The sequence below is a fragment of the Streptomyces canus genome, from assembly GCF_030816965.1.
Taxonomy (GTDB): Bacteria; Actinomycetota; Actinomycetes; order Streptomycetales; family Streptomycetaceae; genus Streptomyces; species Streptomyces canus_E.
Genome location: NZ_JAUSYQ010000002.1, coordinates 4,498,865 through 4,520,198 on the forward strand (window position 1 = coordinate 4,498,865; position 21,334 = coordinate 4,520,198).

Here is a 21,334-nt window from a genome sequence, read left to right on the forward strand (position 1 = left end):
GCGCCTAGTACGACTTGGGCAGGCCCAGGGTCTGGTGGGAGACGTAGTTGAGAATCATCTCCCTGCTCACCGGTGCGATACGAGCCACGCGCGCGGCCGTTATCAACGAGGCGAGCCCGAACTCACGGGTGAGGCCGTTGCCACCGAGGGTGTGGACCGCCTGGTCCACCGCCTTCACACAGGCCTCCCCCGCGGCGTACTTCGCCATGTTGGCGGCCTCTCCCGCGGCCACGTCGTCGCCCTCGTCGTAGAGGTGTGCGGCCTTCTGCATCATCAGGCGGGCGAGTTCGAGGTCGATGTGTGCCTGGGCGAGGGGGTGGGCGATGGCCTGGTGGGCGCCGATGGGGGTGTTCCAGACCGTGCGGTCCCGGGCGTAGGTGATCGCCTGCGCGAGGGCGTAGCGGCCCATGCCGATCGCGAAGGCGGCCGTCATGATGCGTTCGGGGTTGAGGCCGGCGAAGAGCTGGAGAAGGCCCGCGTCCTCGTCTCCCACGAGGGCCTCGGCGGGGAGGCGTACGTCGTCGAGGGTGAGCTCGAACTGCTTTTCCGCCGCCTGGAGTTCCATGTCGATCCGGCGGCGCGTGAAGCCTTCGGCGTCTCGGGGGACGATGAAGAGGCAGGGCTTGAGGCGGCCGGTGCGGGAGTCTTCGGTGCGGCCGACGATGAGGGTGGCGTCGGCTATGTCCACGCCGGAGATGAAGACCTTGCGGCCGGTGAGCAGCCAGTCGGCTCCGTCGCGGTGGGCCGTGGTGGTGATGCGGTGGGAGTTGGAACCGGCGTCCGGCTCGGTGATGCCGAAGGCCATGGTGCGGGTGCCGTCGGCGAGGGCGGGGAGCCACTCCTGTTTCTGGGCTTCCGTGCCGAAACGGGCGATCACCGTGCCGCAGATGGCCGGGGAGACGACCATCATGAGGAGGGGGCAACCGGCTGCGCCCAACTCTTCCAGGACGATGGAGAGTTCGGCGATGCCGCCGCCACCGCCTCCGTATTCCTCGGGAAGGTTGACTCCCAGGTAGCCGAGTTTGGCGGCTTCGGACCAGAGTTCTTCTCGGTTGAAGTCGCGGCCGTGGCGTTTGCCCAGGGCGGCTACCGCTTCACGTAGGGACTTGTGCTCATCGGTTTCGGTCGTGGGCATGTGGCTCCTTGGTGGGGCTGGTCGCGCAATTCCCCTAGGTGGGTTCGACTACTGCCAGCAGTTCACCGACCGTCACCTGCTGGCCGGTCAGTGCGTGAAGCTCACTCAGCGTTCCTGCGTGGGGCGCCGTGATCTTGTGTTCCATCTTCATCGCCTCCAGCCACAGGAGGGGCTCTCCCGCCTGTACGGCGGTCCCTACGGCCAGTCCGTCGGCCACGCGGACGACCGTTCCCGGCATCGGAGCCAGGAGGGAACCCGGTGCGTGCTGGGCCGTCGGGTCGGGGAAGCGGGGTAGGACCTTCAGGGTCGTGCCGTTCACATACACCTGATCGTCGTACCTGGACACCTCGAACTTCCTCTGTATGCCGTCCACCTCCAGGACGACGAGAGCCGCGTCCGCGTGGACCACCCGGGCCCCGTCCGCCTCCAGGCCCTGCCTCGTGTGGCGGTAGTGGACCTCGTGCTCCTCCCCCGCCATCGCGTACCGCTTCGTCTGCGGGGCCGAGGGCAGGTTGCGCCAGCCGCCGAAGCGGGAGCGGCCGACCGCGTCCGCAAGGGCCGCGGCCAGGGGGGCGTACGGGTCGGAGTGCGGCTCGGTGAGTTCGGGCAGGTGACGGTCGTAGAAGCCCGTGTCCATGCGGGCCGTCGCGAACTCCTTGTGGCGCAGGGAGTTCACCAGCAGGTCCCTGTTCGTGGTCGGGCCGTGGATCGTCGCCCTTTCCAGGGCGCCCGCCAGTGTGCGGACCGCCTCCGCGCGTGTGGGGGCGTACGCGACGACCTTCGCGAGCATCGGGTCGTAGTGGACGCCGATGTCGTCGCCGTTCTCGTAGCCCGTGTCCAGGCGGACGGACGGGGGGACCGACAGGTGGTGCAGGGTGCCGGTCCGGGGAGTCCAGTCCCGCGAAGGGTCCTCGGCGTAGAGGCGCGCTTCGACGGCGTGGCCACGCGCGCGTGGCGGCTCGTCGGGCAGCTGGACCCCTTCGGCGACGCGGATCTGTTCCGCCACCAGGTCGATGCCGAACACCGCCTCCGTCACCGGGTGTTCGACCTGGAGACGGGTGTTCATCTCCAGGAAGTGGGCCTTGGTGCCGGAGACCAGGAACTCGACCGTGCCCGCGCCCACGTAGTCCACCGCGCGAGCGGCTCGTACCGCCAGCTCGTGCAGTTCCTCCCTGAGGTCCTCCGGGAGTCCGGGGGCCGGGGCCTCCTCGATCACCTTCTGGTGGCGGCGCTGGAGGGAGCAGTCGCGGGTGCCCAGGGCCCACACCGTGCCGTGGGTGTCGGCGAGGATCTGGACCTCGACGTGGCGGCCGTCCTCGACGTACGGCTCGACGAAGACCTCGCCGTCGCCGAAGGCGCTCGCGGCCTCGGCGCGTGCGCTCTCCAGGGCGGCGGTCAGGTCCTCGATACGGCGGACGACGCGCATTCCGCGGCCTCCGCCGCCCGCGGCCGCTTTCACCAGCACCGGCAGATCGGCCGGTGTCACGTCCCTGAGGAGCGCCAGCCCCATCAGTTCCTTCGCACGTGTCTTGGACGCCATCGCCTCGATCGCGGACGGCGGCGGTCCTATCCAGACCAGGCCCGCGTCCAGAACCGCCTGCGCGAAGTCGGCGTTCTCGGAGAGGAAGCCGTACCCGGGGTGCACGGCGTCGGCGCCGGAGGCGATCGCCGCCTTCACGATCAGGTCGGCGCGCAGATAGGTGTCGGCGGGGGCCGCTCCCGGGAGTCGTACGACCGCGTCCGCCACGCGCGTGTGGAGGGCGTTCGCGTCCGGGTCCGAGTGCACCGCGACGGTTCGGATTCCCGACTCGGCACAGGTGCGGAAGATCCGGCAGGCGATCTCGCCCCGGTTGGCGACGAGCACAGAAGTGATCACTGAAGGGTTCCTCACATCCGGAAGACGCCGAAGCCGCCGCGTGCGCCCTCGTAGGGCGCGGTGTGGATCGCGGACAGGCACATTCCCAGTACGGTCCGGGTGTCGCGGGGGTCGATGACGCCGTCGTCGTAGAGCCGCCCGGACAGGAACACGGGCAGCGACTCGGACTCGATCTGCTGCTCCACCATGGCCCGCAGGGCGGCGTCGCCCTCTTCGTCGTACGGCAGTCCCTTCGCGGCCGCCGACTGGCGGGCGACGATGGAGAGCACGCCGGCGAGCTGCTGGGGGCCCATCACGGCCGACTTGGCGCTGGGCCAGGCGAAGAGGAAACGGGGGTCGTAGGCGCGGCCGCACATGCCGTAGTGGCCGGCCCCGTAGGAGGCGCCCATGAGGACGGAGAGGTGCGGGACCTTCGAGTTGCTCACCGCGTTGATCATCATCGCGCCGTGCTTGATGATGCCGCCCTGTTCATACTCCCTGCCGACCATGTAGCCGGTGGTGTTGTGCAGGAAGAGCAGCGGGATGTCGCGCTGGTTGGCCAGCTGGATGAACTGGGCCGCCTTCTGGGACTCCTCGGAGAACAGAACACCCTGGGCGTTCGCCAGCACGCCCACCGGGTAGCCGTGCAGCTCGGCCCAGCCGGTCGCCAGGCTCGTCCCGTAGAGGGGCTTGAACTCGTCGAAGTCGGAGGCGTCGACGATCCGGGCGATCACCTCGCGCGGGTCGAAGGGAACCTTGAGATCGCCGGGGACGATGCCCAGGAGCTCCTCCGCGTCGTACTTGGGTGGCTCGGCGGTGCCGGGATCGCCGTACGCCTTGCGGTGGTTGAGGCGGGCCACGACCCGGCGTGCCTGACGCAGGGCGTCCTGTTCGTCGACCGCGAAGTAGTCCGCGAGGCCCGACACGCGCGCGTGCATCTCGGCGCCGCCGAGGGACTCGTCGTCGCTCTCCTCGCCAGTGGCCATCTTGACCAGGGGCGGGCCGCCGAGGAACACCTTGGCCCGCTCCTTGACCATGATCACGTGGTCGGACATGCCGGGGACGTAGGCGCCGCCCGCGGTGGAGTTGCCGAAGACGACGGCGACGCTCGGGATTCCGGCCGCCGAAAGCCGGGTCAGATCGCGGAAGACGGCGCCGCCCGGGATGAAGATCTCCTTCTGGGACGGCAGGTCGGCACCGCCGGACTCCACCAGGCTGATGCAGGGCAGCCGGTTGGCGAGGGCGATGTCGTTGGCGCGCAGGGCCTTCTTCAGCGACCACGGATTGCTGGCGCCGCCGCGCACGGTCGGGTCGTTGGCGGTGATCAGGCACTCCACGCCCTCGACGACCCCGATGCCGGTGACGAGTGAGGCGCCGACCGTGTAGTCGCTGCCCCAGGCGGCCAGGGGGGACAGTTCCAGGAAGGGCGTGTCGGGGTCGAGGAGCAGCTCGATGCGCTCCCGGGCGAGCAGCTTGCCGCGCTTGCGGTGCCGTTGGACGTACTTCTCGCCTCCGCCCGCGAGCGCCTTGGCGTGTTCGGCGGTCAGCTGGTCCAGCTTCGCGAGCATGGCCTCGCGGTTCGTCCGGTAGTCGGGTCCGGTCGTGTCGAGGGTGGTCTGCAGGATCGTCACAGCAGAGACTCCGGGATGTCCAGGTGGCGGGAGCGCAGCCATTCGCCGAGGGCCTTGGCCTGCGGATCGAAGCGGTGCTGCGCGGCGACGCCCTCGCCGAGGATGCCCTCGACGACGAAGTTCAGGGCGCGGAGGTGGGGAAGGTCGTGCCGGACGACGTTCAACTCCCGTGTCTCCGGAAGGAGTTCGCGGAGTCGGTCCACGGTGAGGGTGTGGGCGAGCCATCGCCAGGCCTCGTCCGTCCGGGCCCAGACCCCGATGTTGGCGTTGCCGCCCTTGTCGCCGCTGCGGGCACCGGCGATCAGGCCGAGGGGGGCCCGGCGGGTGGGGCCTTCCGGCAGCGGTTCGGGCAGGGGTGGTGTCGGTGGATGGTCGAGTACGGCGGTCTCCTGGGCCGGGGCCACGGGGACTCGTCGGCCGTCGTGGAGGACGGCCACATGGTTGACGGCTCCATGGGGGACGTACACATCCTCGAAGACCCCATAGGGCGAGCCCTTGCCGGGTGGTGCCAGCACGTGGAACCCGGGGTAGCTGGCCAGGGCCAGTTCTACGGCGGCCCCGCTGAGCGCGCGTCCGACGATCTCCTGGTTCGTGTCCCGGACGACCAGACGCAGCAGGGCGCTGGCGGTCTCCTCCGTCCCGGCGTCGGGGCGGTCGGTGCGGACCAGGTCCCAGTCGACGTGGGCGGCCTTGGCGAGGGCGGGGCTCATCTGCTCCCGCACCAGCGCGGCCTTGGCCTCGATGTCCAGGCCGGTCAACACGAAGGTGACCTCGTTGCGGAAGCCGCCGAGGCGGTTGAGACCGACCTTGAGGGTGGGCGGCGGGGCCTCGCCGTGCACGCCGGAGATCCGGACGCGGTCGGGGCCGTCCTGGGTGAGCCGGACCGTGTCGAGGCGGGCGGTGACGTCGGGGCCCGCGTACCGGGCGCCCTGGGTCTCGTAGAGCAGCTGGGCCGTCACCGTGCCGACGTCCACGAAGCCGCCGGTGCCGGGGTGCTTGGTGATGACGGCGGTGCCGTCCTCGTGGAGTTCGGCGAGGGGGAAGCCGGGCCTTCTCAGATCGTGCCGGCCCTCGCTGAAGAAGGCGTAGTTGCCGCCGGTCGCCTGGGTCCCGCACTCCAGGACGTGGCCGGCGACGACGGCCCCGGCGAGCCGGTCGTGGTCCGTCGGCGACCAGCCGAAGTGGGCGGCGGCGGGCCCGGTGACCAGGGCCGCGTCCGTCACCCGCCCCGTGACCACGACGTCGGCGCCCTCCCGCAGACAGGCCGCGATGCCGAAGCCGCCGAGGTAGGCGTGGGCGGCGAGCGCGCCCGGGTGTCCCGGGGTGAGGTCGTCGCCCTCGACATGGGCGACCCGGACCGGCAGGCCCAGGCGTTCGGCCAACTCCCTTATGCGGTCCGCGAGTCCGGATGGGTTGAGGCCGCCCGCGTTGGCGACGATCCGCACGCCCCGTTCGTGCGCGAGGCCGAGGCACTCCTCGAGCTGGCGCAGGAAGGTGCGGGCGTATCCGGCCCCGGGGTCCTTCAGCCGGTCCCGGCCCAGGATGAGCATGGTCAGCTCGGCGAGGTAGTCGCCGGTGAGGACGTCGAGTTCGCCGCCGGTGAGCATCTCGCGCATCGCGTCGAAGCGGTCGCCGTAGAAGCCGGAGGCGTTGCCTATGCGCAGGGTCATCCGGCGGTCCCCTTCGGCGGGCGGCCCTTGCCCGGCGGACCTGCGAAGGCCTGGGCGATGTCGAGCCACCGGTCGGCGTCCTCGCCCTCCGCGCGCAGGGCGAGGTCGGCGCGGTGGGCCCGCTGGGTGACCAGGAGGCAGAGGTCGAGGGCGGGACCGGTGACGCGGTCGGTGGCGTTCTCGGGGCCGAAGGTCCACAACTCGCCGGAAGGTACGGTGAGTTCGATGCGGAACTCCTCGAACGGCGGGGTCAGTCCGTGGACTCCGAAGGCGAAGTCGCGGGTGCGGACGCCGAGGCGGACGATGTGCCGGATCCGGTCGGTGGGGGTGCGGGTCACGCCCAGGGCGTCCGCCACGTCCAGGCCGTGGGCCCAGGTCTCCATGAGGCGGGCGGTGGCCATGGAGGCGGTGGACATGGGCGGGCCGTACCAGGGGAAACGGGCGCCCTCGGGTGCCGCGCGCAGGGCCTCCGCGAGGTCCTCGCGTCCGGCCCGCCAGTAGGCGAGCAGTCGCGCCGGAGGCTTGCGGGCGCCCTCCTCGGCGCCCTCGTCCACGAAGTCCCCGGGTGCGGCCAGCGCCTTCTCGACCTCGCGGGAGAAGGCCTTCGGGTCGGTGACGGCCAGCAGGGAGGAGTGGTCGGTCCAGGCGAGGTGGGCGATCTGGTGGGCGACGGTCCAGCCGGCGGCGGGGGTCGCGAGCGCCCACTGCTCGGCGCTCAACCCGGCCACGAGCAGGTCGAGTTCCTCGCTCTCCGCGCACAGATCGTCGATGACGGGGGTGGGGTCGGCCATGGGGCGAGGATGGCAGCGGGGCTCAAAACAAGCAAGCATGCTTGCATTAATTCCCGCTCCACCTTCAGCGAAGGGCGCGGTGCCGGATGGCGCGAGCACTGGCAGTCGGCGGGCTCGGCCACCGCGGCGTACGCGGTGACCAGCATCGCCGTGCTCGTCCTGCACCTGGTGCGGTCGTCCCCCGGCCTGCCGACGGAACAGGCCGTCTACTCGGCGTGTCGGGCCTCGCGGGCGTGGGGCGCTTCGTGGCGCTGCGGGTGCACGTCTTCGCTGTGCGCCGGGACGGGACGGGGCCGCGGAAGCGGCGGGAGGCGGCGACCGCGTCGGTGCTGCTCACGGCATAGGGCTCGGACGGTCTCGCCGTGGCGGCCGTCGCCCTACACCGCGGCCAACTCACACCACACGAGCTTGCCCCGGTTGCCGTGTCCGGCCAGCGGGTGCCAGCCCCACAGATCGGCGCAGGCTCGGACCATCGCCAGGCCACGGCCCTCCTCCGCGTCGGTCATTACTTCCAACTCCCCCGGAGGTTCAGGGGGTTCGGGCTCGCGTCCCATGCGCCGATCCGCAGCACCCCCGCCGACCAGCGGATCCTGAGGGCGGCCGGGCCCTTTGTGTGGCGTACGGCGTTGGAGACCAGCTCCGTTGCGAGGAGCTCCGCCACGTCCACGACGCGGATCAGGCCGTGCATCGTCAGGATCAGGCGGAGGGTGCGGCGGCTCACGGTGACGGCTCGGGGATCGTTGGGGACGTGGAGGACGTACTCCCAGGGTTCGGGCTCGGCTTCGGGCATGCGGGTGACTCCGTTCGGGTGAGGGAGGTTCGACGGGCGGTGGCAGTGCCGCGGCCGTCATGGCAGGACGGGGCGGTGCGCTTCCGCAGAGTGTGCGTTGCGTCACTGACAGTAGGGCTATCATGTCATCCGGGGCAAGCCGGTCACGTAACCTGCCCCTCGAACGAGTCGCCCCACCAGGCGTGTTGAACCGAGGAGCAGTTGATGGTCCTGAGGCGCGAGCCCACGGCACGCCAGATGCGCTTGGCCACCGAACTCCGCAGACTCCGAGACGCGGCAGGGCTGTCGGCCGCCGAGGCGGCGGCGCTGATCGGGACGGGGCGAGTCCAGATCACTCACATCGAGACGGGCCTCACGGGCGTGAGCGAGCAGCGGCTGCGCAGCCTCGCGGCTCACTACCCCTGCACGGACGCCGAGTTCATCGACGCCCTGGTCGTGATGGCCACCGATCGCACACGCGGCTGGTGGGAGGAGTACCAGGGGCTGCTGCCCACGTCGTTCCTGGACCTGTCCGAACTGGAGCATCACGCCTCGTTCCGCTGGGACGTGGACTTCCTGCATGTACCGGGCCTTCTCCAGACGGAGGACTACGCGCGGGCGATCTTCTCCCGCCGCATCCCGGAACTCCCCCTTCAGGACCTGGAGTTGCGCGTCAGGCATCGGATGCAGCGACGGGCTGTCCTCGATTCTCCGCAGCCGATCCCGTACGAGGCCGTGATCCACGAGGCGGCACTGCGCATCAGGGTCGGTGGCCGGGCCGCCTCACGGGCGCAGCTGGCCCACATCCTGGAACTCTCCGAGTCCGAGCACGTCACCGTCCGGGTCATCCCCTTCGAGTTGGACGACTTTGCCGACGTCACCGCCGCCATGGTGTACGTCGGCGGTGCGGTCCCGAAGCTGGACACCGTGGTGCGCGACGGTCCTCACGGCACGCTTCTCATCGACTCCGAGGCACAGCTCGGCGTCTTTCGAGCGCTCTTCCATAGAGTTGAAGGCATGTCGCTCGACCCCGTGCGGTCGCGTGACCTCATCCACAGCCTGGCCAAAGAACTGTGAGGCACCCGATGACCATACTCGGCGACTGGAGGAAGTCCTCCTACTCCGGCAGCGGCGACGGCAACGCCTGCGTGGAGATAGCCCACCGCAACAGTCACATCGCCGTACGCGACTCCAAGCACCGCACCTACGCCACCCTCATCTTCCCCCGCACCGCTTTCGCCACCTTCATATCCGCCCTCAAGACACCCCGCTGAAATTCGCGCGCCCCCACCCCCACCCCCGCAGTACCGTCCTCCGGTGACCGACAACGACGGCTACTTCTCCGAACCCATCGCCGCGACCTACGACGACTCGACCGCGGACATGTTCGCCCCGGACGCCGTGGAGCCCGCGGTTGCGCTGCTCGCAGAGCTCGCCGGTGAAGGCCGGGCACTTGAACTCGGCATCGGTACCGGGCGGATCGCCCTGCCGTTGGCGGCGCGAGGTGTCGACGTGCACGGGATCGAGTTGTCCCGGGCGATGGCGAACCGGCTGCGGGACAAGCCCGGCGGGGACGCGGTCGGTGTGACCATCGGGGACTTCGCCACGGCCCGCGCGCCCGGCGACTTCACCCTCGCCTACCTCGTCTTCAACACGATCATGAATCTGACCACCCAGGACGCCCAGGTGGACTGCTTCCGCAATGTCGCCCGGCACCTAAAGCCCGGCGGGACCTTCGTCGTCGAGGTCATGGTTCCCGACCTGCGGAAACTGCCGCCCGGACAGAACACCGTCCCCTTCCACGTCGGCGACCACCGCCTCGGCTTCGACACCTACGACCTCGCCACCCAGGCCATGTCCTCCCACCACGTCAAGGTCACAAAGGACGGGCAGGGCTCCTTCTGGTCCATCCCGTTCCGGTATGTCTGGCCCGCCGAGCTCGACCTGATGGCCCGGCTGGCGGGCATGCGGCTGCGGGAGCGGTGGGAGGACTGGGGACGGAAGCCGTTCACCCACGACAGCCGTCAGCATGTCTCCGTGTGGGAGAAGGCCGCGGACTGATCGGGTTCCGGGTCAGCCGGAGCGGTCGTACAGCTCGGCATCCCTTCCGTCCGCGTCGTACAGCCGCGCGTACGTCCCGCCCCGCGTCCAGGGCGATTCCTAGGGAGTCCCTGGGTCGCCCCGCCCCACCTGCGTACGGACCGCTCCCATGCTCGCCGCGATCACGAGTGCGACGGCGAGCGCCTGGAGCGCGGACAGGGCCTGGTCGAGGATCAGGAAGCCCGCGAGGGCGGCCAGGGCCGGCTCCAGGCTCATGAGGATCGCGAAGGTGGAGGCGGGCAGGGTGCGCAGGGCGAGGAGTTCGAGGGTGTAGGGCAGGACGGAGGACATCAGGGCCACCGCCGCGCCGAGGCCCACGGTCACCGGGTCGAGGAGTTTCGTGCCCGACTCCGCGATGCCCAGCGGCAGGAAGGCCAGGGCGCCGACCGCCATCGCCAGGGCGAGGCCGTCGGCCTGCGGGAAGCGGCGGCCGGTGCGGGCGCTGAAGACGATGTACGCCGCCCACATGGCTCCCGCGCCCAGCGCGAAGGCGACACCGGCCGGGTCCAGGTCGCCGAAGTCGCCGCCGCCGAGGAGGAAGACACCGGCGAGCGCGAGCGCGGCCCAGACGGTGTTGACCGCGCGGCGGGAGGCGAGCACCGACAGGGCGAGGGGACCGAGGAACTCCAGGGTCACGGCGGCACCGAGGGAGATGCGGTCGACGGCCTGGTAGAAGAGGCCGTTCATCGCGGCCAGGGTGAGGCCGAAGACGACGACCGTGCCCCAGTCGGTGCGGGAGTGCCCGCGCAGCCGGGGCCGGCAGAGGACGAGAAGGACGAGCGCGGCCGCCAGCAGCCGCAGGGTCACGACCCCGAGGGCGCCCGCCCGTGGCATGAGGGTCACGGCGAGCGCCGCGCCGAACTGCACGGAGACGCCTCCGGCGAGCACCAGGCCGACGGGACCGAGGGAGCTGGAGCGGCGGGGCCCGCCCGGGAGTGGAGTGGCCGCCGAGGTCGGCGACGACGTCGGGGCGCTGCTGGAGGTGGTCACGAGGCTTCCAGGGATCGGCTCGGGGTTCGTCCATCATGATGCACTACCAGGTCCACGGTAGTGGACCTGGTCATGTGCGTAAACCCGTTATACGACTGTCCCGGGCGGCTCGGTGGCCGCCCCGAACGGCTACCGGCGGGGTCCCCGCACCATGAAGACGTCCACGGGGTCCTCGGTCTCCACGGTGAAACCGTGGCGCTCGTACAGGCGTCGGGCCGCGCTGCCCTGGAGGACGTTCAGGCGGACGAGTTGGCCGTCGGCGTCGGTCCGGGTGAGCAGGCTGCGCAGGACGGCCGAGCCGAGGCCGCGGCCCTGGAGGGCGGGGTCGAGGAAGAAGTGCTCCAGCCAGTGCTCGTGCTCGGCGGGGCGCAGGGCGACGCAGCCGGCGAATCGGCCCTCGGCCAGGACGACCGACGTGTGCGCTGGGACGAAGGAGTCCCGGAAGCGCTGCCGTACCCGGTGCTCGTCGAACCGCCCCAGCCGTTCCAGGTCCGGGCGCATCACCACGGCCCGCAACTCGGCTATCGGCTCGACGTCGGCGGGGTGCGCGGGACGCAGGGTCCAGTTCGGGAGAAGGGTGCTCGTTTCCACGGCGGGAGTATCGCAACGGCTCCCGGGAACCGGTCCAGCCGTCCCGCTCCTCGGGCCCTGCCCCCGGGCGAGCGCGTTCAGGCAGTCGTCCACCGGTCACGGGGCGGATTGCGCCTGCTCCCCGCCCGCTCCCCGCCTGCTCACGGCCTTCGGTCAAGTTCCTCCGCCAGCACCTCCGCCAGATGCCGCCCCCGCGCCCCGGCCAGCTGCTCCAGTTGCGTACGGCAGGAATATCCGTCGGCCAGCACCACCGCGTCCTCGGGCGCCTGCCGTACCGACGGCAGCAGTTGCTCCTCCGCGCAGGCCCGCGACACCTCGAAGTGCCCTTTTTCGAAGCCGAAGTTGCCCGCCAGTCCGCAGCAGCCGCCGGCCAGGTCGCCGGTGAGTCCCGCGGCCTCGCGCAGCCGGCGGTCGGGCGCGTCGCCGAGGACGGCGTGCTGGTGGCAGTGGGTCTGGCCGGCGACCGGCCGGTTCAGGGCCGGTGGCCGCCAGCCGGGGGCGAGTTGCTCCAGCGCCTCCGCGAAGGTGAGGACCCGGGAGGCGAGCCGGGCGGCCCGCGGATCGTCGTGCAGCAGTTCCGGCAGGTCGGTGCGGAGGGCGGCCGCGCAGCTCGGTTCCAGGACGACGACCGGGGCCGAGGTCTCCAGCACCGGAGCCATCAGGTCGAGGGTGCGGCGCAACACCGTACGGGCGCGGTCGAGTTGCCCTGTCGACACGTACGTCAGGCCGCAGCAGACCCGGCCCCGGCCGCGCAGGAGGGACACCGGGTCGAGGGCGACCGTCCTGCCGTCGCCCACCGGCGCCTGCTCCAGGTGCACGGTGGGCGGCAGCGCCACCCGCAGTCCGGCCGCCTCCAGCACGCGTACGGCCGCCCGCCCCACGGACGGCGAGAGGTGCTCGGTGAAGGTGTCCGGCCACAGGACGACCAGGTCACCGGTGCCGCCGGCCTTCCGCCGGTCCCACCACCGGCTGAACGTCTCCGTGGCCAGCTTCGGGATCCGCCGCTCGGCCGCGATCCCGCCGAGCCGCTTGGCGACGGCCGCCAACGGCCGCACGGCGGCGAGGGCGTTGACCAGCGGAGCCAACCGCAGCCGGTCAACCCGGCGCAGCCACTGCGGCAGCCGGCCCATGCTGTGGTGGGCGGCCGGGCGCCGTCGCCCGGCGTAGTGGTGGTGCAGGAACTCCGCCTTGTAGGTGGCCATGTCGACCCCGACCGGGCAGTCGGAGCGGCAGCCCTTGCAGGACAGGCACAGGTCCAGCGCCTCGCGCACCTCCTCGGACCGCCAGCCGTCGGTGACCGGCCCGCCCGCCTCGCCCGCGAGCATTTCGTGCAGCAGCCGGGCACGCCCGCGCGTGGAGTGCGCCTCCTCGCCGGTGGCCCGGAAGGACGGGCACATGACGGCGGACCCGGTCGCCGATGTCGTACGGCATTTCGCGACCCCGACGCAGCGCCGTACGGCGGCGGAGAAGTCACCGCCGTCGGCCGGGTAGCCGAAGGCGACCTCGACCGGTTCGCGGGGCAGGACGGAGAAGCGGAGGTTGGTGTCGAGGGGGGCCGGGCGGACCAGCATCCCGGGGTTGAGCAGGTCGTCCGGGTCCCAGACGGCCTTCGCCCGCTCGAAGAGAGCGACCATCTCGTCGCCGTACATCCGGGGCAGCAGCTCGGCCCGCGCCTGCCCGTCCCCGTGCTCCCCGGACAGCGACCCGCCGTGCGCCGTCACGAGGTCGGCGAGCTCCTCGGAGAAACGGCGGAACCTCGTGATCCCCGCCCGCGTCAGCAGGTCGAAGTCGATGCGGACGTGGATGCAGCCGTCGCCGAAGTGTCCGTACGGGGTGCCTCTGAGGCCGTGGGAGACGAGCAGTCCGCGGAAGTCCCGCAGATAGGCGCCGAGCCGCTGCGGTGGCACCGCGCAGTCCTCCCAGCCGGGCCAGGCCTCGGAACCGTCCGGCATCCGGGTCGCCGTACCGCTGGCGTCCTCGCGGATGCGCCACAGGGCCCGCTGCCCGGCCGGGTCGGTCACCACGAGCGCGTCGAGGACGTCGGCCGCGCGCACGATCTCCTCCGCACGCGCGCGTGCCTCGCTCTCGGAGGAGCCGCCGGTCTCCACGAACAGCCAGGCGCCGCCCCGGGGCAGCACGGCCGCCGAGGGCACCAGGTCGGCCGCCATGCCCTCCACCGTCAGGGGGCGGTGCACCAGCAGCCCCGCCGCCGCATCGGCGGCCGCGCCTTCGTCCGCGTACCCGAGGACCGCGAGCGTACGCGCGCGTGGCGCCTCCACCAGCCGGACGACGGCCTCGGTGAGCACGCCGAGGGTGCCCTCGCTGCCGCAGAAGGACCGGGCGACATCGGCCCGGTGTTCCGGCAGGAGGGCGTCCAGGGCGTATCCGGAGATCCGCCGGGGCAGCTCGGGGAAGCCGGTCCGCAGCCGCGCGAGCTCCCCGTCGACCAGCTCCCGCAACCCGGCCGGCGCCCCGGCCCACCCCCGCCCGAGCCGCAGCCGCGCACCGCGCACGGTGACGACGTCGAGCTCGCTCACGCTGTCCGCGGTGGTCCCCCACGCCACCGAGTGCGAGCCGCAGGAGTTGTTGCCGATCATCCCGCCGAGCGTGCACCGGCTGTGGGTGGAGGGGTCGGGCCCGAACCGCAGCCCGTGCGGCGCGGCGGCGTCCTGGAGCCGGTCGAGCACGAGGCCGGGCTGGACGACGGCGGTACGCGCCTCCGGGTCCAGCGCCAGGACCCGGTTCATGTGCCGGGTGAAGTCCAGCACGACTCCGGTACCGGTGGCCTGCCCGGCGATGGAGGTACCGCCACCGCGCGGGACGACGGGGACGCCATGACCACGACAAACCTCCAGGACGGCGGCCACGTCGTCGGCGTCCCGCGGGGCGACGACCCCGAGGGGGACGCGCCGGTAGTTGGACGCGTCCATGGTGACCAGGGCCCGGGAGGTGACGTCGAAACCGACCTCGCCCCGGACGGCCTTGCGCAGATCGGCCTCAAGATCCGTCATGACTCCAGCAAACCAGTCCGGTCAACACCGCCGCGTCTCACCCGACGGACTACGTTTCGACCAGGTTTCCTCCAACGGCTACGCTCCCCTCGTGGCTGAGATCCAGATTCCCGCTGACATCAAGCCCGCCGACGGTCGTTTCGGCGCGGGCCCCTCCAAGGTGCGGACGGAAGCGCTGGACGCGCTGGCCGCGACCGGCACCTCCCTCCTCGGCACCTCCCACCGCCAGGCCCCCGTCAAGAACCTGGTCGGACAGGTCCGCGAGGGCATCAGTGAGCTCTTCTCCCTCCCCGAGGGCTACGAGGTCGTCCTCGGCAACGGCGGCTCGACCGCGTTCTGGGACATCGCGACGCACGGCCTGATCGAGAACAAGTCGCAGCACCTGACCTTCGGCGAGTTCAGCTCGAAGTTCGCCAAGGCCTCGAAGCTGGCCCCCTGGCTGGCCGAGCCCACCGTCATCTCCTCCGACCCCGGCACGCACCCGGAGCCGCGGGCCGAGGCGGGCGTCGACGTGTACGCGTTCACGCACAACGAGACCTCCACCGGTGTCGCGGCCCCGATCAAGCGTGTGGCCGGCGCGGACGAGGGCGCGCTGGTCCTCGTGGACGCCACCTCCGGCGCCGGCGGCCTGCCGGTCGACATCGCCGAGACGGACGTCTACTACTTCGCCCCGCAGAAGTCCTTCGCCTCCGACGGCGGCCTGTGGATCGGCGTGTTCTCCCCGGCGGCGATCGAGCGCGCCGAGCGGATTCACGCGTCCGGCCGCCACGTCCCGGAGTTCTTCTCGCTGCCGACGGCGATCGACAACTCCCGCAAGAACCAGACGTACAACACCCCGGCCCTCGCCACCCTCTTCCTGCTCAACCAGCAGCTGGAGTGGATCAACGGCCAGGGTGGCCTGGCCTGGTCCACGGCCCGCACGAAGGACTCCTCGACCCGCCTCTACGGCTGGGCGGAGGAGTCCAAGCACGCCACCCCGTTCGTCACCGACCCGGCCAGGCGCTCCCAGGTCATCGGCACGATCGACTTCTCGGACGAGATCGACGCCGCCGCGATCGCCAAGGTCCTGCGCGCCAACGGCATCGTCGACACCGAGCCCTACCGCAAGCTCGGCCGCAACCAGCTGCGCGTGGCGATGTTCCCGGCGATCGACCCGGCGGACGTCGAGGCGCTGACGAAGTGCGTCGACTACGTGATCGAGAAGCTGTAACCCCCGCTTCCGCTACGACGACGAAGGGGCGCCCGGCGAACACCGGGCGCCCCTTCTCGCGCTTCCGGCTACTCCTCGAAAAACAGCTCCTCGGCGCCGGCCACGGTCAGGGCACGGTCGAACCAGACGGTCAGCACGTCGAGGTCGGTGCAGCCCATGATCCGGTCCCGGACGGCGTCGGAGACTTCCTGCCGCGTTTGTCCGGGTCCGGCTTGCTCTGTGACTCGACGGCGAGCAGGAAGCCGTCTTCGTCGTGGGCCACTTGGACGCGAAAGACGCTGTCCATCCGACGACAGTGAGGGCGCCCGGCGGCAGTGCCGGGCGCCCTCACTCTGTTCAGCTCAGGGTCAGCCGCGGAAGCCGAGCATCCCGTGCAGGGTGGCGCCGCCGGTCACCGAGGTGAGCGGAGCGGATGTGCCGCTCAGGGCCGCCTCCTTCGCCGACTGGGTCGTCGGCGGCTTCGGGTCGGGCAGCTTCTTGCAGACCGCGTCGGCCGTGCCGTGGCCGCGCGGCACCGTGCCGTCGGTCAGGTACTTCGCCAGGTACTTGTCCAGGCAGGCGTTGCCGCTCAGCGAGATGCCATGGTTGCCGCCGCCCTGCTCGACGACCAGGCTGGAGTGCTTGAGCAGACGGTGGACGGTGACGCCGCCCTGGTACGGGGTGGCCGCGTCGTTCGTCGCCTGGAACAGCAGCACCGGCGGGAGCTTGGAGTTGGCGACGTTCACCGGCTTCAGCGACTTGGTGGGCCAGAACGCGCACGGCGCGTTGTACCAGGCGTTGCTCCAGGCCATGAACGGCGCCTTCTTGTAGACCGCCCAGTTGTCCTTCTGCCACTGCTTCCAGTCGCGCGGCCAGGAGGCGTCACGGCACTGCACGGCCGCGTAGATGCTGTAGCCGTTGTCGCCGGAGGCGTCGATCGCGGCGAAGTTCTCGTACGCCTTGACCAGCGGGGCGGCGTTCTTGGCGTTGACGTACGCCGCGAACGCGTCGGCCAGGGCGGGCCAGTAGCCGTTGTAGTAGCCGCCAGGGATGAAGGTGTCCTCCAGCTCAGCGGCGCCCACCTTGCCGCCCGCGGGCTTCTTGGCCAACTCGGCCTGCATCGCGTACCACTTGGTCTCGATCTTGGCCGGGTCGGTACCGAGCTTGTAGGTGGAGTTGTACTTGGCGATCCACGCCATGAGCGCCTTCTGGCGGGCGTCGAAGGCGTAGTCCTGCGAGATGTTGGCGTCGTACCAGACCCCGTCGGGGTCGACGATCGAGTCCAGCACCAGGCGGCGCACGTGGGTCGGGAAGAGCTTGGCGTAGACCTGACCCAGGTAGGTGCCGTACGAGTAGCCGAAGTAGTTGATCTTCTTGGCGCCGAGGGACTTGCGGATCGAGTCCATGTCCTTCACGGCGTTGATCGTGTTGATGTACGGCAGCACGTCCGCGTACTTGCGGCCGCAGGCGGCGGCGAAGGACTTGGCGCGCTCCAGGTTGGCCTTCTCGATCGCGGGCGTGCTCGGGACGCTGGCGGGGCGCACCGGGTTGAAGTTGCCCGGCACGCAGTCGAGGGCGGGCTTGCTGTCGCCCACGCCGCGCGGGTCGAAGCCGATGACGTCGTACTGCGCCGCGACCGCCTTGGGCAGCGAGCCCGCGACGAAGCCGGCGAGGGTGAGACCGCTGCCGCCGGGGCCGCCGGGGTTGACCAGCAGCGGGCCCTGGTACTTCTTCGCGGTGTGCGGGACCCGGGACAGGGCCAGGGTTATCTTCCGGCCCTGCGGCTTGGCGTAGTCGAGCGGCACCTTCACCGACCCGCACTGGAGCGTCGGGTAGTCGTCGGTGCCGCACTTCTTCCAGCTGACTTTGGCCACTGCCTGTGCGGTGGCCGCGGAGAGCGAGGTGCCGGCCTCGGCGGGGACGGCGGTGAGTGTCCCGGCCAGGACGACGGTCGCGCCGCACAGCACGACTGCGCTTCTTCTCATGAAGTTCTCTCAAACCATGGGGGGTTGGGTCAGGACCGGAAAGTTCACGATCCGGACCGGATCTTCCCGAAGATGCACGCAGATGAGAATGATCTCAACGAAAGATTTGAAACTCCTTTGATCTGAGGGCGCTCGGAACCCACCGAGCGCCCCCGTCACGCACACCTCACGTCGCCGTACAGCTCACACTCGGCACCCCACCACCGCCGGGTGCTCCCCCGAACCCGAAGCTCGCCGAACCGCCCACCGCGAGCGAGCCGTTGTGCGAGGCATTCGTCGCGGTCACGGTCGAGCCGGTCTGGGTGTACGACGCGTTCCACATGGAGGTGACCTTCTGTGCACCCGGCCAGGTCCAGGTCACCTTCCAGGAGGAGAGAGCCGTCGAGCCCGAATTCGTCACCTTCACCTCGGCGTTGAAGCCGCCGCCCCAGTCGCTGCTGACGGTGTAGGCGGCGGTGCAGGCCGCCGTGCCGCCGCCTGGGTCACCCGGATCGGTCCCTCCGCCCGAGCTGGGGAATCCCGGCGCCTTCACACTCGCGAGGTACCCGTCCTTCACGGTGTCCACAGTCTGCCAGTCGTCCTTCAGGATCCCGCCCGTGTCACCGGAGTTGGGGTTCCACGACCAGAAGGTCCAGTGAAAGGAGTCGGCGCCGTACGTCGATGTCGGCCGCAGATACGAGACCAGTGCCGCCAGCCACTTCTGGTCCACGGTCGACTGCAGGGTGGTGCCGAACTCGCCCACCCACACCGGGGCGATGTTCTGCTTGAAGATGTAGCCCCAGTACTTGTCCCAGATCCCCGGCATGTTGGCGGGGAAGGACGGGTCGCTGAACCAGCTCTGCTGGGCCACGCTGGTGGCGTAGTCGTGGGCGGAGTACACGATCCGGTTCGCGACGTTCAGCTGCACCGGGTACTGCGCGACGCCCATCAGGTTGCCGCCCCACCAGCCGGAGACGCCGTTGAAGGTCTGGACGCCCTCGACGAAGATCAGCAGCTCGGGGTTGACCGACAGCACCGCGTTCCCGGCTCGCTGGGCGGCGAGGCGCCAGTCCGTGGCGGTGTCCCCGCAGCCCCAACAGGCCGGGTCGTGCGGCTCGTTGTGCAGATCGATGCCGACGACCGTGTTCTGGCCCTGGTAACGCGTCGCGAGCGCCTTGAGGTTGGTGATCCACGTCGACTCCGGAACCGCGGCCGTGTACCAGAGCGCCGACTGGCCGCCGGAATCCGGGCGGTGCCGGTCGAGGATGACCTTGAGGCCGTCCTGGCCGGCGTACGACACGATCTTGTCCAGGACGCCGAGGGAGTTGAGTCCCTGGAGGTCGGCGTTCTTGCCGCTGGAGAAGTCGATGCTGTTGGGGACGGTGCCCGACGTGAAGATGTCGTCGCTGTACGGGATGCGGATCGTGTTGTAGCCCAGCGACTTCATCTGGTCGATCATGGACTTGTAGTCGCGGGACCACAGGCCGTGGACGACGTGGTTACTGGTCTCGAAGCCGAACCAGTTGATCCCGGCGATCCGGACCGGCTGCCCGGAGGCGTCCAGGATCTGGCGTCCGCTGGTGTGCCAGTAGCCGGCACCGGCCGTCTCGGCGGCGTGGGCCGACTGAAGACCAGCGGTCCCCAGCGCTAACAGGCACGCCGCCGCCACCGCGCACAGCGCTCTTCGCAAGCTGCGGAACATGTTCGCTGCTTCCTCTCGGGAGGCGCGGGCCCGGAACTCGGTGGGAGCGCTCCCACCACCCTGCACCTCCCATGGAAGTCAGGTCACATGGACACGTCAAGACGCTGGACGCTACCTGCTCAGCTTCTGGAACCTCCGTACCGCAAGCGGCAAGAAGATCGCCGTGAGCACCACGGGCCACACCCCGGCCATCAGCAGGGCGTGCTGCTCGACCCAGGAGTCCCCGCCGCCCACCGGCGTGCCGAACAGGTCGCGGCTGGCGGCAGCGGTCGAGGAGATCGGATTCCACGCGGCCACCGCGCCCAGCCAGTCGGGCATCAGCTGCGGTGCGACGAAGATGCTGGAGATCATCGTGAGCGGGAAGGCGACCGCGAACAGGCCACCCGCCGCCTCCGGGTTGGGAACCATCAGGCCCAGCCACACCCCGATCCAGATCAGCGCGAACCTGAGCCACAGCAGCAGTCCGAAGGCGGCGAGGAAGCCGAGCCCGCCGTCGGGCCGCCAGCCCATGGCCACCGCGGTGAGCATCATGATCGCCAACTCGGCGCAGGCGACGAGCAGATCGGTCACCCCGCGCCCCGCGACCACCGCGGACGAGGCCATCGGCATCGAGCGGAACCGGTCGATCACGCCCTTCGTGGCGTCGTACACCACGAGCGTGGCCGTGTTGATGAAGCCGAAGGCCATCGTCATCACGAACATGCCGGGCATCAGGAAGTCCTTGTAGTCCCCGCCGCCTGGCACCTGCATGGCGCTGCCGAAGACATAGCCGTAGAGCAGGACGGAGAGGATCGGGAAGCCCAGCTGCCAGGCGATGTTGATGGGTTGGCGCTGGTAGTGGGTGAGGCCGCGGCGGACGATGTTCCACACGTCGGCGAGGACCCAGTAGGTACGGCCGCGGGTGGCCTCCATGGTGCTCATGCAGCCGTCTCCTTCTCCGTCCGGTGTCCGGTCAGGCGCAGGAACACGTCGTCGAGGCTCGGCCTGCGCAGTCCGATGTCCTCGACCCGCACGCCCTCGTCCTGGAGGGTGCGGGCGACTTCGGTGAGCGCGGAGACACGGTCGACCACGGGGGCGTGCACCCGCAGCTCCCCTTCCTCCGCCTCGGGTTCGCCGTCGGAGACCCGGGCGACGACCTTCACCACGCGTGGGATCTCCGACCGGTCGGCGACCACGACCTCGATACGGTCGCCGCCGACCCGGTCCTTGAGCCCGTCCGGGGTGTCGTCGGCGATGGCCCGGCCCTGGTCGATGACGGTGATGCGGGAGGCGAGATTGTCGGCCTCCTCCAGGTACTGCGTGGTCAGCAGCACGGTGGTGCCGCTCGCCACCAACGCCCTCACGGAATCCCAGACTTCGCCGCGGCTGCGGGGGTCGAGGCCCGTCGTCGGCTCGTCGAGGAAGAGTACGGCGGGTGCGAGGATCATGGAGGCGGCGAGGTCGAGCCGGCGCCGCATACCGCCGCTGTACTTGCCTACGCCCTTGTCGGCGGCGTCGGTGAGGTCGAACTGCTCCAGGAGTTCGGCGGCCCGCTGCTTGGCCCGCTTCCCGCCGAGGTGGAACAGCCGCCCGAACATCTCCAGGTTCTGCCGGCCGGTGAGGACCTCGTCCACGGCGGCGTACTGCCCGGTCAGCCCGATCCGCGACCGCACCTCGCGCCCCTGCCGGGCCACGTCCAGGCCGGCCACGGTGGCCCGGCCGCCGTCCAGCCGGATCAGCGTGGACAGGATGCGGACCGCCGTGGTCTTCCCCGCGCCGTTCGGCCCGAGCAGGCCGTGCACGGTGCCCTCGCGCACGGCGAGGTCGAAGCCGTCGAGGGCGCGTTTCTCGCCGTAGCGCTTCTCCAGTCCCTCGGCATGGACGGCGTATCCGTGGTCGGTCATGGGTTCCCCCTTCGCTCCTTAATTGAGTACAGCGTACCCGGTTACGCGTACGC

General features: G+C 70.6%; 16 protein-coding genes and 1 pseudogene. 4 read left to right on the top strand and 13 right to left on the bottom strand.

Features of this window, described 5'->3' with window-relative positions; genetic code table 11:
- Positions 1-4 precede the first annotated feature (4 nt).
- The 6 genes and pseudogenes from QF027_RS21495 to QF027_RS21520 all read right to left on the bottom strand — a co-directional run bounded on the left by QF027_RS21495 (position 5) and on the right by QF027_RS21520 (position 7,872).
- The gene (locus QF027_RS21495; RefSeq protein ID WP_307076364.1) at positions 5-1,135 is read right to left on the bottom strand and encodes an acyl-CoA dehydrogenase family protein; all 1,131 of its coding nucleotides are present in this window, start codon (positions 1,133-1,135) and stop codon (positions 5-7) included.
- 34 nt (positions 1,136-1,169) lie between these two features.
- Entirely contained in the window at positions 1,170-3,011 is a 1,842-nt protein-coding gene (locus QF027_RS21500) for an acetyl/propionyl/methylcrotonyl-CoA carboxylase subunit alpha (protein ID WP_307076366.1), read from the bottom strand.
- 11 nt (positions 3,012-3,022) lie between these two features.
- Positions 3,023-4,621 carry an acyl-CoA carboxylase subunit beta gene (locus tag QF027_RS21505; RefSeq protein ID WP_307076368.1) on the bottom strand — a complete coding sequence of 533 codons (1,599 nt, stop codon included), beginning with the start codon at positions 4,619-4,621 and terminating at the stop codon, positions 3,023-3,025.
- A complete protein-coding gene (locus tag QF027_RS21510) occupies positions 4,618-6,291 on the bottom strand; it encodes an acyclic terpene utilization AtuA family protein (protein WP_307076370.1) in 1,674 nt (557 codons plus the stop codon). The genes QF027_RS21505 and QF027_RS21510 overlap by 4 nt, the downstream gene beginning before the upstream one ends.
- On the bottom strand, positions 6,288-7,082 hold the full coding sequence (locus tag QF027_RS21515) for a TIGR03084 family metal-binding protein (RefSeq protein WP_307076372.1): 795 nt from the start codon (positions 7,080-7,082) through the stop codon (positions 6,288-6,290). Before QF027_RS21515 ends, QF027_RS21510 begins: the two co-directional genes overlap by 4 nt.
- A gap of 377 nt (positions 7,083-7,459) precedes the next feature.
- Positions 7,460-7,872, bottom strand: a pseudogene (locus tag QF027_RS21520) (ATP-binding protein).
- A 204-nt stretch (positions 7,873-8,076) separates the two neighbouring features.
- On the opposite strand from QF027_RS21520, the gene QF027_RS21525 reads away from it, so the two are divergent.
- The 3 genes from QF027_RS21525 to QF027_RS21535 are packed head-to-tail and all read left to right on the top strand — an operon-like array spanning position 8,077 to position 9,912.
- Complete coding sequence (locus tag QF027_RS21525; RefSeq protein ID WP_307076375.1) at positions 8,077-8,928, top strand: DUF5753 domain-containing protein; 852 nt, start codon at positions 8,077-8,079, stop codon at positions 8,926-8,928.
- Positions 8,929-8,936: 8 nt separating this feature from the next.
- Positions 8,937-9,125 carry a DUF397 domain-containing protein gene (locus QF027_RS21530; RefSeq protein ID WP_307076376.1) on the top strand — a complete coding sequence of 63 codons (189 nt, stop codon included), beginning with the start codon at positions 8,937-8,939 and terminating at the stop codon, positions 9,123-9,125.
- A 43-nt stretch (positions 9,126-9,168) separates the two neighbouring features.
- Positions 9,169-9,912: a class I SAM-dependent DNA methyltransferase gene (locus tag QF027_RS21535; protein WP_307076378.1), complete on the top strand. Its 744-nt coding sequence runs from the start codon at positions 9,169-9,171 to the stop codon at positions 9,910-9,912.
- Between the two features lie 99 nt (positions 9,913-10,011).
- Here the strand turns inward: QF027_RS21535 and QF027_RS21540 are convergent, their stop codons facing one another.
- The 3 genes from QF027_RS21540 to QF027_RS21550 form a co-directional block, all read right to left on the bottom strand.
- The gene (locus QF027_RS21540) at positions 10,012-10,941 is read right to left on the bottom strand and encodes an EamA family transporter (RefSeq protein ID WP_306979790.1); all 930 of its coding nucleotides are present in this window, start codon (positions 10,939-10,941) and stop codon (positions 10,012-10,014) included.
- Between the two features lie 129 nt (positions 10,942-11,070).
- Positions 11,071-11,532, bottom strand: coding sequence for a GNAT family N-acetyltransferase (locus tag QF027_RS21545; protein WP_307076380.1), 462 nt, complete (start codon positions 11,530-11,532; stop codon positions 11,071-11,073).
- A gap of 140 nt (positions 11,533-11,672) precedes the next feature.
- Positions 11,673-14,543 carry an FAD-binding and (Fe-S)-binding domain-containing protein gene (locus QF027_RS21550; RefSeq protein ID WP_307076381.1) on the bottom strand — a complete coding sequence of 957 codons (2,871 nt, stop codon included), beginning with the start codon at positions 14,541-14,543 and terminating at the stop codon, positions 11,673-11,675.
- Between the two features lie 91 nt (positions 14,544-14,634).
- On the opposite strand from QF027_RS21550, the gene serC reads away from it, so the two are divergent.
- A complete protein-coding gene (serC, locus tag QF027_RS21555) occupies positions 14,635-15,753 on the top strand; it encodes a phosphoserine transaminase (RefSeq protein ID WP_307076383.1) in 1,119 nt (372 codons plus the stop codon).
- Positions 15,754-16,100: 347 nt separating this feature from the next.
- Here the strand turns inward: serC and QF027_RS21560 are convergent, their stop codons facing one another.
- From QF027_RS21560 to QF027_RS21575, 4 genes are all read right to left on the bottom strand, one after another.
- Entirely contained in the window at positions 16,101-17,717 is a 1,617-nt protein-coding gene (locus QF027_RS21560) for an alpha/beta hydrolase (RefSeq protein ID WP_307076385.1), read from the bottom strand.
- Positions 17,718-17,883: 166 nt separating this feature from the next.
- Complete coding sequence (locus tag QF027_RS21565; RefSeq protein WP_307076387.1) at positions 17,884-19,398, bottom strand: cellulase family glycosylhydrolase; 1,515 nt, start codon at positions 19,396-19,398, stop codon at positions 17,884-17,886.
- Positions 19,399-19,509: 111 nt separating this feature from the next.
- On the bottom strand, positions 19,510-20,319 hold the full coding sequence (locus QF027_RS21570) for an ABC transporter permease (protein WP_306979777.1): 810 nt from the start codon (positions 20,317-20,319) through the stop codon (positions 19,510-19,512).
- Positions 20,316-21,281 (bottom strand): ATP-binding cassette domain-containing protein, encoded by a 966-nt coding sequence (locus QF027_RS21575; protein WP_307076389.1) that lies wholly within the window; start codon positions 21,279-21,281, stop codon positions 20,316-20,318. The genes QF027_RS21570 and QF027_RS21575 overlap by 4 nt, the downstream gene beginning before the upstream one ends.
- Positions 21,282-21,334: the final 53 nt, after the last annotated feature.

Bases quoted from the DNA above. Each gene is read 5' to 3' on its own strand.
- QF027_RS21495 (WP_307076364.1), bottom strand. From the start codon at position 1,135: ATGCCCACGACCGAAACCGATGAGCACAAGTCCCTACGTGAAGCGGTA.
- QF027_RS21510 (WP_307076370.1), bottom strand. From the start codon at position 6,291: ATGACCCTGCGCATAGGCAACGCCTCCGGCTTCTACGGCGACCGCTTC.
- QF027_RS21515 (WP_307076372.1), bottom strand. From the start codon at position 7,082: ATGGCCGACCCCACCCCCGTCATCGACGATCTGTGCGCGGAGAGCGAG.
- QF027_RS21525 (WP_307076375.1), top strand. From the start codon at position 8,077: ATGGTCCTGAGGCGCGAGCCCACGGCACGCCAGATGCGCTTGGCCACC.
- QF027_RS21530 (WP_307076376.1), top strand. From the start codon at position 8,937: ATGACCATACTCGGCGACTGGAGGAAGTCCTCCTACTCCGGCAGCGGC.
- QF027_RS21550 (WP_307076381.1), bottom strand. From the start codon at position 14,543: ATGACGGATCTTGAGGCCGATCTGCGCAAGGCCGTCCGGGGCGAGGTC.
- QF027_RS21560 (WP_307076385.1), bottom strand. From the start codon at position 17,717: ATGAGAAGAAGCGCAGTCGTGCTGTGCGGCGCGACCGTCGTCCTGGCC.
- QF027_RS21565 (WP_307076387.1), bottom strand. From the start codon at position 19,398: ATGTTCCGCAGCTTGCGAAGAGCGCTGTGCGCGGTGGCGGCGGCGTGC.
- QF027_RS21570 (WP_306979777.1), bottom strand. From the start codon at position 20,319: ATGAGCACCATGGAGGCCACCCGCGGCCGTACCTACTGGGTCCTCGCC.
- QF027_RS21575 (WP_307076389.1), bottom strand. From the start codon at position 21,281: ATGACCGACCACGGATACGCCGTCCATGCCGAGGGACTGGAGAAGCGC.